Annotated in this window: 10 protein-coding genes and 1 tRNA gene; 3 read left to right on the top strand and 8 right to left on the bottom strand. The window is 68.0% G+C overall.

Translation table 11 applies throughout. The annotated features are described in order from the left end of the window. The first annotated feature begins 8 nt into the window (after positions 1 to 8). The gene (locus DESTE_RS09755) at positions 9 to 1298 is read left to right on the top strand and encodes an acetamidase/formamidase family protein (RefSeq protein WP_035067281.1); all 1290 of its coding nucleotides are present in this window, start codon (positions 9 to 11) and stop codon (positions 1296 to 1298) included. Positions 1299 to 1373: 75 nt separating this feature from the next. Here the strand turns inward: DESTE_RS09755 and DESTE_RS09750 are convergent. Then, positions 1374 to 1450: transfer RNA gene (locus DESTE_RS09750), tRNA-Pro, on the bottom strand. A gap of 248 nt (positions 1451 to 1698) precedes the next feature. Here DESTE_RS09750 and DESTE_RS09745 point away from each other — a divergent pair. After that, entirely contained in the window at positions 1699 to 2628 is a 930-nt protein-coding gene (locus tag DESTE_RS09745) for a rhodanese-like domain-containing protein (protein WP_035067280.1), read from the top strand. Next, positions 2625 to 3758, top strand: coding sequence for a DUF362 domain-containing protein (locus tag DESTE_RS09740; RefSeq protein WP_245590797.1), 1134 nt, complete (start codon positions 2625 to 2627; stop codon positions 3756 to 3758). The genes DESTE_RS09745 and DESTE_RS09740 overlap by 4 nt, the downstream gene beginning before the upstream one ends. 117 nt (positions 3759 to 3875) lie before the next feature. Here the strand turns inward: DESTE_RS09740 and DESTE_RS09735 are convergent, their stop codons facing one another. The 7 genes from DESTE_RS09735 to DESTE_RS09705 form a co-directional block, all read right to left on the bottom strand. Then, on the bottom strand, positions 3876 to 5000 hold the full coding sequence (locus DESTE_RS09735; protein WP_084559421.1) for a response regulator: 1125 nt from the start codon (positions 4998 to 5000) through the stop codon (positions 3876 to 3878). A gap of 70 nt (positions 5001 to 5070) precedes the next feature. Further along, complete coding sequence (locus DESTE_RS09730; protein WP_035067279.1) at positions 5071 to 7314, bottom strand: FapA family protein; 2244 nt, start codon at positions 7312 to 7314, stop codon at positions 5071 to 5073. Between the two features lie 356 nt (positions 7315 to 7670). Then, the gene (locus DESTE_RS09725) at positions 7671 to 9485 is read right to left on the bottom strand and encodes a methyl-accepting chemotaxis protein (RefSeq protein WP_035067278.1); all 1815 of its coding nucleotides are present in this window, start codon (positions 9483 to 9485) and stop codon (positions 7671 to 7673) included. Between the two features lie 222 nt (positions 9486 to 9707). Beyond that, positions 9708 to 11858 carry an L-lactate dehydrogenase (quinone) large subunit LdhH gene (gene ldhH, locus DESTE_RS09720; RefSeq protein ID WP_035067277.1) on the bottom strand — a complete coding sequence of 717 codons (2151 nt, stop codon included), beginning with the start codon at positions 11856 to 11858 and terminating at the stop codon, positions 9708 to 9710. A gap of 4 nt (positions 11859 to 11862) precedes the next feature. Continuing rightward, entirely contained in the window at positions 11863 to 12492 is a 630-nt protein-coding gene (locus DESTE_RS09715; protein ID WP_035067276.1) for a LutC/YkgG family protein, read from the bottom strand. Between the two features lie 13 nt (positions 12493 to 12505). Continuing rightward, entirely contained in the window at positions 12506 to 13567 is a 1062-nt protein-coding gene (locus tag DESTE_RS09710; protein WP_035067274.1) for a phosphotransacetylase family protein, read from the bottom strand. 166 nt (positions 13568 to 13733) lie between these two features. Then, on the bottom strand, positions 13734 to 14948 hold the full coding sequence (locus tag DESTE_RS09705) for an acetate kinase (protein ID WP_035067272.1): 1215 nt from the start codon (positions 14946 to 14948) through the stop codon (positions 13734 to 13736). Between the last annotated feature and the right edge of the window lie 266 nt (positions 14949 to 15214).

Raw genomic sequence — 15214 nt, 5'->3', positions numbered from 1 at the left:
GCACGCTCGTGGCGAACAGGACAGTCTTCGTCAATACCTTCACCAACGGCATCCTCGGCCCGGATGTCCCCATGCTGGGGCCGGTGCAGGATGGCGGCATCATCGTCGCCAACACCGCTCCCGGCTGCTGGGGGCCCATGCTTACCCCCGCCATCCGGGGCGGGCACGAGGTGACGCAGCCGGTGCACGTGCAGGGCGCGGAGCCGGGCGATTCCATCGCCATCCGCATTCTGTCCATCCAGGTCACCTCGCGGGTCACGGCGTCCGGCAACGACAGCATGTTCGCGGACCGCTGCCTGGGCGACCCCTACGTGGCGGGCAAATGTCCGCAGTGCGGCGCGCTGTACGAAAACACCTGCGTGGAAGGCTGCGGGCCGGACTGCATCCGCTGCGCGGCGTGCGGGGCGCCCGCCGCGCCGTTTGCCTTTACCAACGGCTACACCATCGCCTTCAATGATCAGGGCACGCTGGGCGTCACCCTGAACAAGGCCGCCGCCGAACGGGTGGCCGCCAGCGCCCGCGACTTCATGTGCACGCCGGACAACTCCATTCAGAACCCGGTGGTGGCCCTGGCCCCCAGCGACATCCCCGGCGTGGTCAGCCGCATGATCCCCTTCGTGGGGCAGCTTGGCGTCATGCCCACCCGGCAGATTCCCGATTCGCACAACGCGCGCGACTTCGGCTCGTTCCTCGTGGGCGCGCCGCATGAATACGCCATCACGCAGGAGCAACTGTCCGACGTCACCGACGGGCACATGGACATCAACCGCGTGCGCGCCGGGGCCGTGCTGATCACGCCGGTGCGGGTGCCCGGCGGCGGGGTGTACGTGGGCGACATGCACGCCATGCAGGGCGACGGCGAAATCGCGGGGCACACCGCCGACGTGGCCGGGGTCATCACCATGCAGGTCTCGGTGCTGAAGGGCGTGACCTGCGGCGGCCCCATCATCCTGCCGGTGCACGACGACCTGCCCCTGCTGTCCCGCCCCCTGAACGAGGACGAAAAGCGCCAGGCCCGGCAGCAGGCGGACGCATGGGGCGTGCAGTTGGAAGAATCCGCGCCCATCTCCTTCGTGGGCACCGGCCCCACCCTCAACGACGCCACGGCCTGCGCGCTGGACCGCGCGGCAACCTTCCTGGGCTGCACCGTGCCGGAAGTGATGAACCGCGCCACCATCACCGGCAACATCCAGATTGGTCGCGCGCCCGGCACGGTTACCGCCACCTTCCTCGCGCCGGTGGCCACGCTGCGCGCCAAGGGCGTGTACGAACTGATCCGCACCCAGTACGGGCTGTAGGCGCGTTGCCACGGTTTGCGCGCCAAACGAAGAAGGCCGCCGATCTTTCGATCGACGGCCTTTGCGTGTCTAAGCTGGTCGGGATGAGAGGATTTGAACCTCCGACCCCCTGAACCCCATTCAGGTGCGCTCCCAGGCTGCGCTACATCCCGACACGCGAGAAGAGGTGTGTAGCCCCGGTGGCCGAAGCTGTCAACATGAAAGTGGGTTGAAAGTGGCGAAAGGGTGGCAGGGAACAGGACGAGGCCGTGCGGGGTGCACGATGCCCTTGCAGGTACGGCTGTGTCGGGTAGAATGGCGCCAGCGAGTCGGCGTGCGTTGCCGTTACGTGCCTTTGAGCTGTCCCGTCCGCATGCCCCCGGCCCGCGCTGTCCCGTCGCATCCACCCGCAGGAGGCACCATGAGCCCATCACCCCGCGTCCCCATCGAGTCCATTTCTCCGCAAGCCCTGCGTGACTACATGGCCGCCCGGCCAGAGGGCAGCTACGTGCTGGTGGACGTGCGCCAGCCCGAGGAATACCGGCAGGAGCACATCCCCGGCGCGCGGCTGGCGCCCGTGGGCGAACTGGCGGGCCTGCTGGCCACGCTGGACCCGGCGCAGGACCACGTTTTCTACTGCCGCAGCGGGGGGCGTTCCGCCGCAGCTGCGGTAATGGCGGCGGAAAGCGGCAGGTTTGCCGCGCCGCGTTCCGAAGGGGGCGGCGCACCAGTTGGCCGCATCCTGAGCCTGACGGGCGGCATGAACGCCTGGACAGGTCAGTCCGTGGCCGACAGCCCGCGCATTCAGGTGTTCGCCGGGGTGCGCAGCATGGTGGAACTGCTGCGCCGCGCGCTGGACATGGAAAAGGCCGCCCACCTGCTGTACACCCGCGTGCGCGACGTCGGGCCGCAGCCCGCCGTGTGCGCGCTGATGGACCGGCTGATCGGCGTGGAACTGGCTCATGCCAAGGTGGTCTATCACCACCTTGCGCAGAGTTGGGAGGCCGATGCCCACGCCGACGCCACGCGCGGCCCGCTGCCGTCCTTCGACGCGCTGTTCGGCGCCCTGGAAGGGCGCGTGCTGGAAGGCGGCATGGCCGTGGCCGATCTGGAACCGTGGCTGCGCGACGCCGCCAGCGGCGACTGCCTGGACATCGCGGAACTGGCGCTGGAAGTGGAAATGAACGCCTACGACCTGTACCGCACCCTTGCCGACGAGGCGCGGCGCGGCAGCGGGCTGGGCGGCCTTGCGGAGCGCGCCTTCCTGGATCTGGCCACGCAGGAAAAGACCCACGCCCGCATGATCATCGACCAGATCGCCACCTTTGCCACGGACGGGGAGGCCCGGTGACCCACGCGTTCCCGCATCAGGGCCAGCCCGACCAGCCCGGCCAGTCCCGCAATCCCGGCCCATCGGGGCAATCCGGCCTGCCCGTGCCCCTGCCTGCGTCCCGGCGCATGGATGGGGCTGGCGCAACCGTTGAAATCGCAGGCGCAGCCTGTGGCGGCGCATACACCCCGCCAGATGCAATGGGCTCTGGTGCATCTTCGACCAATGCCGCCCGGCCCATCCCCGTGGCCCTGCTGCGCTGCCCCGACTACGACCCGCAACGCATCGGGCGCGTGGTGGCAGAGGCGCTGGACGCCAGCGGCTGGGCCCCGCCGCACGGCCACGTGCTGGTAAAGCCCAACCTGCTGCGCGCCGCCCCGGCGCTCAGCTGCACCCATCCGCAGGTGGTGCGTGCGGCCTGCGCATGGCTGCTGGACAGCGGATGCCGCATCACCGTGGCCGATTCGCCGGGCTTCGGCACGGCGCGCGGCGTGGCCGAGGCCATCGGCCTTACCGAGGTACTGCGTCCCCTCGGCCTGTCCGTCACCCCCCTTGATGACGCGGTGCAGGTGCCCCTGTCGTTCGGCGGGTCCATCGGCGTGGCCCGCTGCGCGTTGCAGGCGGACGGCGTGCTCAGCGTGCCGCGCCTGAAGGCGCACAGCCAGATGCGCGTCACCCTGGCGGTAAAGAACCTGTTCGGCTGCGTGCCCGGCGTGCGCAAGGCCTTTGTGCACACCCGCCACGGTGACCGCGACCACCGCTTCGAAGGGGCGCTGGTGGAGGTGGCGGCGGCGCTGCCGCCCACGGCGGCCCTGCTGGACGGAGTGGAGGCCATGCACGTGACCGGGCCGGGGTCGGGCAAGCCGTACCTTCTGGGGCTGGTGGGGGCCTCTGCGTCCGGTGTGGCGCTGGATGCGGTGATTTGCGGGCTGCTGGGCCTGACAGCGGAGCAGGTGCCCCTGTGGGCCGAACTGATGCGGCGGGGCGCACCCGGCGCATGGCCCGCTGAAATCGAACTGGTGCGCGAGGGGCCGGACACCTTCGATGCCAGCCGGTTCAAGGCGCCCGGCGTGCTCAAGCCCATGAGCTTCCGCCCCGGCACGTTGCTGCGCAGCACCGTGCGCCGCCTGTGGGCGGCATGGCGCTCGTGATGCGGGGGTGAGTGGCCGCCAAAGGTTCGCGCGTGCCCTATGGGCACGCTTCGCGTTTTGTGGGGGCTATGTCGGTGAGCTGCCGGTCACGGGTGAAGGACAACCCGGCAACAGCGCCTACGCCCCCGGCCCCTTGCGCACGCCATCCACCACCCACGCGTTGCCGTCCGCGTTCAGGATGTCGGCCAGGTTGCGCAGTCGGGTAATGGAGGCATCGCTTACCCGCTGCCCGGCCAGCAGCAGCGGGGCGCCCCCGGTGTCGACCAGGTCGCGCGCCAGCACCATGCCGGGGCGCAACGCCGCCACCGGCACCTCGCGCATGGGCACGTCCGATGCGGCGGCCAGCCCGGCGGCCAGCGCGTCCAGCACGGTGGGGTCATAGCGTTCCGGCATGGCCCGCAGGGCGGCCACGGCCTGCAAGGGGGCATGGCCGCGCCGCAGCTCCACATCGTAGTCCAGCGCCGCCCGCAATATGCGCGCGCCCAACGGCACGTCCGGGTCCGGCGGCATCTGCTGCGCGCCGATCATGGCCGCCACCTCGCCCAGCCGGGGGATGTGGGCCAGCAGACCGGCGGCGATTTCCGGATGCATGCCCCATATCTGTTGTTCCTCGGCGTTCAGGGTCTCTCCGGCCAGACGCTTGCGCAGGGTGTCCGGCGGCAGGGCCACGCAGCCCAGCTGGCAGAGCATGGCGGCCAGTTCCAGTTGCCACAGGGGTTTGGCGTCCAGCCGTGCGCCCACCTTCACCACCAGGTCGCGGATGCGCTCGCTGCGGCCGAAGGCCTCGGGGTTCACCAGCGCCAGCACGTCGGTCAGCACCTGCACGCTGCCGCGCAAGGTGCCGCGCAGCAGTTCGCGTTCGGCCACCACCAGCCGGTGCTGGCGCATGGCATCGCGCAGCACGCCCACCAGTTCTTCCGGCGGGCAGGGTTTGGTCAGAAAGCGGAACACCGCCCCCCGGTTCACCGCGGCCACGGCCGTGGCGAAGTCGCCGTGTCCGGAAAGGATGATGCGCACCGCGTCGGGGGCGCGCTGGCGCACGTGCTCCAGAAAGGTGATGCCGTCCATGCCCGGCATGCGCAGGTCGGACACCACCACCGCGAACGGGCCTTTGCCCTCCAGTGACTGCAGGCCCTGTTCCGGGCCTTCCGCCGTGGCCACATCGAAGGCGCGGCGCAGGTTGCGGCGGAAGGTGTCGAGGATGTTGGGTTCGTCGTCCACGAACAGGATGCGTTCTGTCATGCGGTGCTCCGTGTGGGGGCGGGAACTTGCGGGAGTGCTGCCTGCGCGGCGGTTGTGCGGCACGGCCCGGTCATGCGGGCGCGGCCCCGCCAGGGGGTGGCCCGCCAGATGACGCTGCGTCCGGCGCCGTTCCGCCAGGCCGCGCCGTTTCGCCAGACCGCAGCGGGCCGGGCAGCGCGCCGTTCACGGGGCGTGGCGGAAACAGCAACTCCGTGGGCACGGCCGGGGCGGGCTCTATCGCCACCCGGCGCGCGGCGGCCCGCCATACGTACTGCACGCCCGTCTCGGCGGGTATGGCGTCGTGCCCGCGCCCGCCGAACTGCACCCGCACCCCGCCGTGGGTGCGGCGGCGGATGATGACGGGGCTGGCGGCCAGTTCCGCGTTGTGGCGTTTGCGGGCCAGCGCGATGTCCTGACCCAGGCTCCGCTGGCGCTCGTCCAGTTCGCGGCGTATGCGCAGCAGCGCTTCGACCAGGGTGCGATCTTCCTCCGGGGTTTGCAGCAGCACGGCCATGTCCGGGCCGGGGGGCAGTTCGGCGGAAATGCGGGCCATGCGCTCGGCGATGGTGTCGCGTTCACGCAGCAGGCCGTTGAGTTGCCCGGTATCCGGTTGGACCATCAGCCGGGTGGGCACCTCGGCCACGGACCCGGCCTCGCCCACGTCGATGCCGCCGCCCGTGCGGATGGCACTGCCGATGACCACCCCGCGCCCCGGAGCCAGAAACCGCCCGCCCGCCGTGATGCGCGAACCCGTGACCCCGGAGGGGATCACCACGTCGCCCCTCGCCGTAACCAGCGCGAAGGCCGCGTGCGCGGCCACCACGTTGCCGCCCGCTTCGATGCCTGCGTCCGGGTCCGTGGGCAGGGGCGCGCCCGCTGGCTGCGTGGCTGCCGCCCCGGATGCGGCGGCGATGGGTACGGATGCGGCGGCGATGGGTACGGATGCGGCGGAGGTGGGCGCGGATGCCCCTGCGCCCGCTGCGGCGTGCGCGCCAGACGCGGCCGACACCTGGGCCGACACTTGGGCCGACACCTGAGCGGACACCGGGGCGGATACCGACAGCGCGGCTGCGCGCATGCCCGGCGGGGGCGGCTGCGCGTCTTTCTCATGCTGCCCGGCCTGCCCGCCGCCCGGCGCACCGGCCACGTTGCCCACGGCTTCGCGCCCGGCCCGGCCCATGACGATGCCGCCGCGCACCATCAGGTCGCCTCCGCAGCGCACGCGGGCGTTCTCCACCGTGTCCTCCACCAGTACGTGGCGCTCCACGGTCAGGGTCACGCCGCTGCGCACGGTGCCCCGCACCACGGCAGAGCCCACGGGCACGGTGACGTCGCCGGTGGAAAGATCCACGTCGCCGTCGATGATCCTGAGCGGCGAGACGGTCACCGTGCCGTTGGCCACGTCCACCAGGCCGGGGGCGGTGGCGATGAACAGCACCGCGCCGCCCACCTCCTCCAACCGCCGCATGCCGGGGCCGGGCAGCAGTTCCAGCGGCGTGCCGTGGCGTTGCGGCACGGGGGCGCCGAACACGTCCATGCCGGGCATGCCGGGGGTGGGCGGATGCACCCGCACCACGGGGTCGCCCGTTTCCACGGTGAAGTGGGGCCAGCGGTCGGAACAGTCGATGCGTCCTTCGTCCTGCCGCAGCACGCAAGCCGCGCCGGTATTGGCCTGGAATTCGAGGCGGGCGTCTTCACCGTGCACCGGCGGCATGCCGCGCGCCAGCACCACGCCCATGCGCGGCCCCATGTGCGCGGCATCGCGAAGGGCGTCGTCCAGCGCGGGGCCCGCCAGCAGGCCGTTGTCCGTGGCGGCGACGACCCCAAGCCGCTGGACCGCCGCCGCGTAGACGTCGGCGCCAAGGGGGCGGTTGCGGTGGTCAGTGGGGTGCACGTCGGCCAGGACGGCGAGTCCGTCTGGGCTGACGGTGACCAGCGGGCGCAGGATGAGGGTGTGTGGTCCGTCGGGGTCCGCCGTGTCGGTGGCGGATGCGCGTGGCACGCGTTCCAGTACTCCCAGTTCGCGAGCCATCAACTCGCCGGTGATCAGGTCGATGCCAAGGGGAGCGCGGGTATCACTCAGGGCGGCAAAGGCCGAGCCGTCCAATACCCGGCCCACGGCATCGCCGGGGCGCACCGGCCGGGTGGGGTCGCCGTAGACGTGCAACAGTCCGGCAAGGTCGGCGGGCTGCACGGGCCGCCACGAAACGGGCGGATTCCCCGAAGGCGGCTGGCCGGACGGCGGCAGGCCGGGAGCAGGTGTGGCGGAGGAAGGGGGGGCAGGTTGTTCCGGCCTGGTGGCGCTGTCGGGCATGGGAACTCCGGGGATTGCTTCGGAGCCTGTGCGGCGGTCGGCCTGGGGCACCGCCAGCGGGGCATGACGCCGGGCCGGGGGCACGGCTGCGGATGCATGCGTGGGACTGCGCCAGCATAGCATTGCCGATGGCGCGTTGTCAGTCCCCCGGACCGAAGAACACATTCCGCCGGGGCATCACCGCCGGGAGGGACATTGACTGTGCCAGCCGTGCCCGCCGAGTAAGCCGGGCCAGAGGAACAGGCGGCGCTGGCGATGCCCAGCCATGTCAGACGCGCGCGGCAACGCGAACGGGCCGGAAGGTCTCCCTTCCGGCCCGTGATGTACTGCATGGGGCGTGGAGTGCGCCGCGCGCCTTACGCGGCTTCCTTCTTCATGCCTTCGATCAGGCGGCGCAGTTCGGCGGCCTGGTCGGCCAGATTGCGCAGGTCGGTGTTGGTGGCGTTGACCAGCGTGCCGTTTTCGCGGGCGATGCGGTCGATTTCCTCCACCGAGCGGGCGATCTGTTCGCTGGCGGCGGACTGTTCCTCTGCCGCCGTGGCAATGGCCTGCACCTGCCCGGCGGCGTCGTGGGCCATGGTCACGATTTCCTGCAACAACTCGCCGGAACTTCCGGAAAGACGCGCCGCGCCGTCAATGGCGCTGACCGCGTCGTCCATGCCGGTGACGTTGGTGCGGGCCAGGTCCTGAATGGCCTTGATGGAATCGCCCACTTCCTTGGTGGCGCCCATGGTCTTTTCCGCCAGCTTGCGCACTTCGTCGGCCACCACGGCGAATCCGCGCCCGGCGTCGCCCGCTCGGGCCGCCTCGATGGCGGCGTTCAGCGCCAGCAGGTTGGTCTGGTCGGCGATGTCGTTGATCACGTTCATCACGTGGCCGATGGCTTCGGACTGCTGCCCCAGGCGGTGCATGTTGTCCTTGAGGTTGCTGGCCAGGTTTTTCAGGTCCAGCATGGCCTTCACGGTCTGGCCGACCATGCCCGAGCCTTCGTCGGCCTTGGTGCGCGAGGCCTCGGTCTGGTCCGCCGCGCGGCCCGCGTTGCGCGCCACTTCCAGCACCGTGGCGTTCATTTCTTCCATGGCCGTGGCCGTTTCGTTGATGCGGGCCATCTGGGTGTCGGTGCCCCGGCTGATTTCCTCGGACCGGCGCGAGATGTCGTCCGCCGCGTGGTCGATGGCGCGTACCACGCCGTCCAGCCGTTCGGCGGCGGAAAGAATGCCTTCCTTGGTGGCCACGGCGGCCTTGGCCATGGCTTCCTCGGCCTGCTGGGCCGAGTCGCGCGCGGCGTCGGCCTGGCGGCCCGCCTCGCGCTGCTTTTCGGTGATGTCGGCAATGTTGTTCTTGAGCGTGGTGACCATGGTGTTCAGCGCGGCCTGCAGGGCGGAAACCTCGTCGCGCCCCTTGGCCTCTATGCGCACTTCCAGGTTGCCCTCGGCCACGGCCTGGGCCGCCGCCGTGGCTTCACGCAACGGTCGCACGATGGACGCGATGAGCATGATACACACCGGTATGACGACCAGAAGCAGGATCGCCGCCATGACCGAAAGCTGCCAGGTCAGGGCCTTGCGGGCCAGGCCGTCCAGGGTGCTGTTGATGGCGGCCTTGGCCTCGTCGATGTTGTCGATGTACACCCCGGTGCCGATCCAGAATTTGGTGCCGGGAATCATTTCGGAATAGGCCAGCTTGGGCTGATCGCCCTTGCCCGGCTTGGGAAAGATGTACTCGACGAACCCCCCTCCGGAGGCCGCCCGCTGCGACAGTTCGCGCACGAAGTACACCCCGTTCTTGTCCCTGGTTTCGGCCAGGTCCTTGCCCTGCACGCTCTTGTTGGGGGGCAGGGCCACGTTGGCGGTGCCCTGGTATACGAAGTAGTATCCGGACTGGTCCTTTTCGAAGCGGATGGTGTCGATGGCCTTGCGCACCGTCTCTATGCGGGCGGCATCATCGGGTATGTCGGCCAGCAACTGGCCCAGCGCCAGGGCCACGGAGTGGGTGGCCACCTGCAGCTTGGCCTTCTCTTCTGCCAGCATTACCTGCTGGGTCTCGGTGACGCCATGTTCCTTCACCGTGTCTATGGTGGCCACGAAGGCGCCCACCACGCCGGTGACGAACAGCACCATGAAGACGAGCAGCGCGATGACGCGCGCGCCGATGGAGAAATTCCTGAACATGCGATCCCCCTTGAATGTTCGCGCGAGTCGCCCGTCGTCGGTGTGCCTGCCGAGGACCAGCTCCCGGATACGGATTTGGAACAATAGTATACGGGTGTGATACTCTTGCAAAGGGTGTTAGAGGGTTTGCCCGGCCGTGCCAAGGTTTCCGGAACGTAAAGGGCCGTCCCCGCCAAAGCGGAAACGGCCCCCCCGTGTATCACCTATCGACTGAAGTCTCGTTTACTTCAGGTTTTCGGCCAGAAGTTCGGCGATATGGCCGACCTTCATGCGGCTGCCGCGCTTTTCGGCGCCGCCGCGAATCTGCATGATGCAGCCGGGGCAGTCGGCCACCATGCGGGTGGCGCCGGTGGCTTCGGCGTTGTTCAGCTTCTTGTCCAGCAGTTCCTTGGACAGTTCCGGGAACTTCATGGAGAAGGTGCCGCCAAAGCCGCAGCACACCGCTTCTTCCTGCGCCGGGCAGTATTCCGAGCCGGAAGACGCAATGAGCGCGCGGGGCTGTTCCACCACGCCAAGGCCACGGCACAGGTGGCACGAGGAGTGGTAGGCCACCTTCTCGCCCTTGCCCTTGAAGTCGTCGGCGGTCATGCCGAGCACGTCATGGACGAAGGAGCTGAAGTCGATGATCTTCGAGGAGAACAGCTTCACCTTGCCCGCCATGTCGGCCTGCCCCGCCAGGATGTTGGGGTAGCCTTCCTTCAGGTGCGAGGCGCACGAGGCGCACAGGGTGAGGATGTAGTCGTACTTGGCCGCGTCGAACGCCATGACGTTCTGGCGCGCCACGTCGATGGTGGCCTGGCGTTCGGCCATCATCTGCACGGGCAGGCCGCAGCAGCTCTGGTCCATGGGGAAGTCCATCTCCACCCCGCGCGAGGCCAGCACCTTGACGGCGGCCTTCATCTGCTCGGGGTAGACGAAGTCCTGCACGCAGCCGGAGAACAGGGCCACGCGCAGCTTGGCGCCCGACACGCGCGGACGGATGGTTTCCCATTCGTCGCGGAAGGCCTTGTCCGCAATGGCGGGCAGTGCGCGGAACCCGTGGTCCTTCATGAACATCTGCGGCAGGTGGCGCAGGTACGGGGTGCCGCCGGTAACCGGCTTCTGGGCGTACTTGCCGAAGCGCAGCAGGGTGTGGAAGAGCTTGCGGTTCTTCAGCACCTTGCCGAGCAGGGTGGCTTCCACGGGTGCGCCGTCCTCTTCGCTGAGGCGGGCGCGGATTTCCTTGATCAGGCGGGGCAGGTCGATGCCGCCCGCGCAGATGCTCTTGCACGATTCGCAGTTGATGCAGTTCTGCACCAGGTTGCGGGCCTTGTCCTTGCCGTGGAAGAAGTAGGTGAGGATGAGGCCGATGGCGCCGATGTAGATGTGGCCCATCTTGTGGCCGCCCACCAGACGGTACACCGGGCACACGTTGGCGCACGCGCCGCAGCGCACGCAGCGCATCACCTGCGAGAACAGCGGGTCCTGGGCCAGGGCGCGGCGGCCGTTGTCCAGGAACACGATGTGCATTTCCTTCTTTTCGTCGGCGGCAGCCTTGCACTCGTTGGCGCCGGTGATCCAGGTGACGTACGAGGTGATGGCCTGGCCGGTGGCGTTGCGGGGCAGCACGCGCAGCGACTTCAGGGCGTCGTTCAGGCTGGGGGTCAGCTTGTCCAGGCCGCACAGGGCCACGTGCACGCGGGGCAGCGTGGTGACGAGGCGGGCGTTGCCTTCGTTGGTGACCAGGCCGATGGTGCCCGATTCGGCAATGGCGAAGTTGGCGCCCGAGATGCCCATGTCGGCAGTGACGAAGTGCTGGCGCAGTTCGCGGCGGGCCACCTTCACCAGGCGCTGGATGTCCACTTCCTGCTTCTGTTGGGTCACCTCGGTGAAGAGGTCGGCCACCTGGTAGCGCGAAAGGTGGATGGCGGGCATGACCATGTGGGTCGGCCCTTCGTGGCGCAGCTGGATGATCCATTCGCCAAGGTCGGTCTCGATCACTTCAAGGCCGTCGTCCTCCAGGCGGTGGTTGAGCAGCGTTTCTTCCGCCGTCATGGACTTGGACTTGACGATCTTCTTGCAGTTCGAGGTCTTGGCGATGCGCGCGATGATCTCGTTGGCCTCGGCGGCGTCTTTCGCCATGTGCACCTTGACGCCGCGCTTTTCGGCCTCTGCCTTGAACTGGACGTACAGCCCGTCCATGTTCTTGGCGGCGGCGTCCTTTGCGGCGGCCACTTCGGCGATCATGGCCTTTTCGTCAAGCCCGCGGAAGGCATTGGCGCGGCCCACGGGGTAGGCCGTGGCGAACTTGTCCATGGCCTCGCGCAGAAACTCGTTGTCGAGGGATTCGCGCAGTTCCTTGCGGTATTCTTTCAGGGTCTTGGCGGTCTGCATCAGACTAGTCCTCCAGCATCAGGATGTGCAGTTCCAGCGGTCCGTGCACGCCGATGGCCAGCACGCGCTCGATGTCGGCGGTGCGGCTGGGCCCGGTGATGAACGCGGTGTAGCGCGGCGTGCCGGTGTTGATCAGCGCGTTGAGTGCCTGCTCGCCTTCGAAGGCCGTGGCCTTGATGCGCGATTTGGGCAGGATGGCCATGTGGATTTCGCTGATCATCGAGGACAGGCGCAGTTCCTCGCTGGTGGAGTCGATGACGCAGGTGCCGGTTTCGGCGATGGCCATGTCGGCATGGGCCACGCCGATGTCGATGCCCGCGAGATGGCCGCGCAGGCCTTCGCGGATGCACTTCACGCCGCGTTCGGCGCACAGGGCCGAGAAGGCGGCGTATTCTTCCTCGGAAAGGTTGGGGGCAGCCACAACCTTGTCCTGCTTGGTTTCGCACAGGGCCTCGGCCTTGTCCGAAAGTTTTTCCTCGCAGCCGGAAACCAGCAACTGGCAGGCTTCCTTCTTGTCACAGACGTCGAGGGCGTAGGCGAAGGCCTCTTTCAGGTCCTTCAGTTCCACCACGGTGGCGCCGACCGCCTCGGCCTTCTCACGCATGAGCCGGGCAAGGTCATTTACAGCACTCATCAGTACTCTCCCTTTACTGAATGCCAAGTTGCGCCGTCAGCCGCGCCAGGTCCAGGGCATGCGCCACGAGGTCGGCCCCGCGGCGTATCTTGACCAGTTCGCGCAGCTTCTGGCTGTTCAGGATCTCTTCCATCTTGCGGGCCACGGCGTAGGTGTCCTCGCGGACCACGATCACCGGGACCCCCAGCGCCTCTGACCTGGCGCGTATGATCTCATCGGGGGGGATGTTTCCGGTCAGGACCAGGCAAGGGCACTGCCCCTCCAGTGCGACAAGTTGCAGGTCCGTCCGGTCTCCACCCACGATGGTTGCGCAGTTGGCGTGCCGCCGAAAGTGCGCCATGAAGTTCTCCACCTGCATGGTGCCGATGAGGAATCCGTCCACAATGCGGCTGGCCCGCGCGGTGCCCGAGACCATGCGACCGCCCAGGCGGTGCGCCAGCTCCGACACCTTGATGGCGTTGAGGAGCGGGTCGTTGGGCACGATGCCGAGTACGGGCACGCCCCGTTCCGCCAGGAACGGGACAAGCACTTCTTCGGCGTCGCGCAGGTAGCTTTCGGGCACGTCGTTGCACAGGACGCCCGCAAGGGCGTCTCCCAGCAGTTCCTTTGCGTACAGGATGGCATCGTAGTCGATGCCGTGGGCATACCGTTCCACCAGCAGCACCTTGAGATCGAGCCGCCGGACGACCGAGGGGCCGTCCACGCCGCGCGCCTTGCCGGTGGTCAGGAACGCGCCGGCACCGCCCACCAGCATGGTGTCGTGCCCGCGCGAAAGCGCCCCGTAGGCGGAGGCCACGCGCTCCAGCGCGTTGCCGCCAGACAGGGCCGCCGCCCGGATGTTGCCGGGCATGATCACGGGGGTGAGCACTTCGGGCGGGGCGGAAAGCCCCAGCACCTCCTGCACCAGCAGGGCGTCCTCGTCGCCGGTCTGTTCGTCCACGGTCCGGGGCAACGTTCCCAGAGGCTTCATGAAGCCCACGTTGCGTCCGGTCTGCCGCAGCGCAAGACCAAGCGCCATGCAGACAAGGTTCTTGCCTGCCCGAGCCGCCGTAGATCCGATGTAGATGCCCACCATGTGCGTATGTCCGGTTTGTACGTAAGGCCGTGGGAGGGTCTGTGGGATGGGGGAATGCCTTGGCCCGTGGCCGCTGGCGGTACCCCCGGTACTCCGGGCATGGCCCGGAGGAACCCCGCCGCGCAGTCCTTGCGGACCAGCGCGACGGGGAATGTTCCGTATTCGCCTAGTTCTTGCCGTTCAGCACGGCAACGGTGGTCTGGGCGATTTCCAGTTCTTCGTTGGTGGGCACCACCAGCACGGGCACCCGCTGGCCGGGCTTGCCGATGTGGCGCGCCTGGCCCGAACGCTTGGCGTTGACCGCCTCGTCGATGTCGATGCCCAGGATGTCCATGTCCTTGCACACCGCGGCGCGCAGGTGGTCGTCGTTCTCGCCGATGCCGGCGGTGAACACGATGGCGTCCAGCTTGCCCACCACAACGGCGAACGAGCCGATGTACTTGCGGATGCGGTAGACGAACATCTCGAACGCAAGTTCCGCCATCTCGTCGCCATTTTCACGGGCGGTGTGGATGTCGCGCATGTCGTTCATGCCGCAGATGCCCTTCAGGCCGCTCTGCTTGTTCATCACGGTGTCGATCTCGGCGCCGGACCAGCCCTTCTTTTCCATCAGGAAGGGGACCAGGGCGGGGTCGATGTCGCCGCAGCGGGTGCCCATCATCAGGCCTTCCAGCGGGGTGATGCCCATGGTGGTGTCCACGCACTTGCCGTTCTTCACGGCGGCCATGGAGCACCCGTTGCCGAGGTGGCAGGTGATGATGTTCAGCTGGTCCAGGGGCTTGCCCAGGAACTCGGCGGTCTTCTTGGTGATGTAGCGGTGCGACGTGCCGTGGAAGCCGTAGCGGCGGATGCGCAGCGTCTTGTACAGGTCGTAGGGCAGCGGGTACAGGTACGCCTTCTTGGGCATGGTCTGGTGGAACTCGGTGTCGAACACGCCCACGGAAGGCGCATGCGGGAAGAGTTCTTCCGCCACTTCGATGCCCGCGAGGTTGGCGGGGTTGTGCAGCGGACCCAGCGGAATGTAGTCGCGGATGATGCCCTTGGCCCAGTCGTCGATCCTGACGGACTGCTTGATTTCTTCGCCGCCAAGCAGCACGCGGTGACCCACGGCGTAGATTTCGCTCTTGTCGGCGATGACGCCCTTCTCGGCATCGGTGATCAGGTCCACGACTTTCTTCATGCCTTCGACATGATTGGCGAACGCCTGTTCGAGGACGATCTTTTCCTCGGCGTCCGTGTCGGGCTTGATCTTGTGGGTCAGTTTGCCCATGCCTTCGCCGATGCGCTCGACAAGACCGGAGCACAGGGACTTCTCGGTGGTCATGTCGATGAGCTGGTACTTGATGGACGAGCTGCCGGAGTTGATGACGAGTACGTTCATGCGGGTCTTTTCCTTTCGGGTGTGTGGCCCTCCGGGCCGTGTGGGCGGCCCGGAGGGGCGGGTGCCGGGGGGAGTGTGGGCGGCCCCCCGGCCGTGGTTGCAGTGTCTGGGGCTATTCCCAGATTGTCCTTTCGCCCGTTGGCTGCGTCAAACTTCGCCTTCCATTTCGGTCGAATACGAGAAGAGTATACTCCCTCATGGCAGGCTCGTTTTCCTTGCCAACGAACGAAAATCCTAATCTGGAAACAGCCCCTGGAAGATAGGGC

The sequence above is a fragment of the Nitratidesulfovibrio termitidis HI1 genome, from assembly GCF_000504305.1.
Lineage (GTDB): Bacteria > Desulfobacterota > Desulfovibrionia > Desulfovibrionales > Desulfovibrionaceae > Cupidesulfovibrio > Cupidesulfovibrio termitidis.
The sequence above is the reverse complement of the archived record's forward strand: the minus strand, read 5'-3'. Positions and strand labels throughout refer to the sequence as shown.

Excerpts from the sequence above, each read along its gene's own strand:
- DESTE_RS09745 (WP_035067280.1), top strand. The coding sequence starts at position 1,699 with ATGAGCCCATCACCCCGCGTCCCCATCGAGTCCATTTCTCCGCAAGCC.
- DESTE_RS09735 (WP_084559421.1), bottom strand. The coding sequence starts at position 5,000 with ATGACAGAACGCATCCTGTTCGTGGACGACGAACCCAACATCCTCGAC.
- DESTE_RS09730 (WP_035067279.1), bottom strand. The coding sequence starts at position 7,314 with ATGCCCGACAGCGCCACCAGGCCGGAACAACCTGCCCCCCCTTCCTCC.
- DESTE_RS09725 (WP_035067278.1), bottom strand. The coding sequence starts at position 9,485 with ATGTTCAGGAATTTCTCCATCGGCGCGCGCGTCATCGCGCTGCTCGTC.
- ldhH (WP_035067277.1), bottom strand. The coding sequence starts at position 11,858 with ATGCAGACCGCCAAGACCCTGAAAGAATACCGCAAGGAACTGCGCGAA.
- DESTE_RS09715 (WP_035067276.1), bottom strand. The coding sequence starts at position 12,492 with ATGAGTGCTGTAAATGACCTTGCCCGGCTCATGCGTGAGAAGGCCGAG.
- DESTE_RS09710 (WP_035067274.1), bottom strand. The coding sequence starts at position 13,567 with ATGGTGGGCATCTACATCGGATCTACGGCGGCTCGGGCAGGCAAGAAC.
- DESTE_RS09705 (WP_035067272.1), bottom strand. The coding sequence starts at position 14,948 with ATGAACGTACTCGTCATCAACTCCGGCAGCTCGTCCATCAAGTACCAG.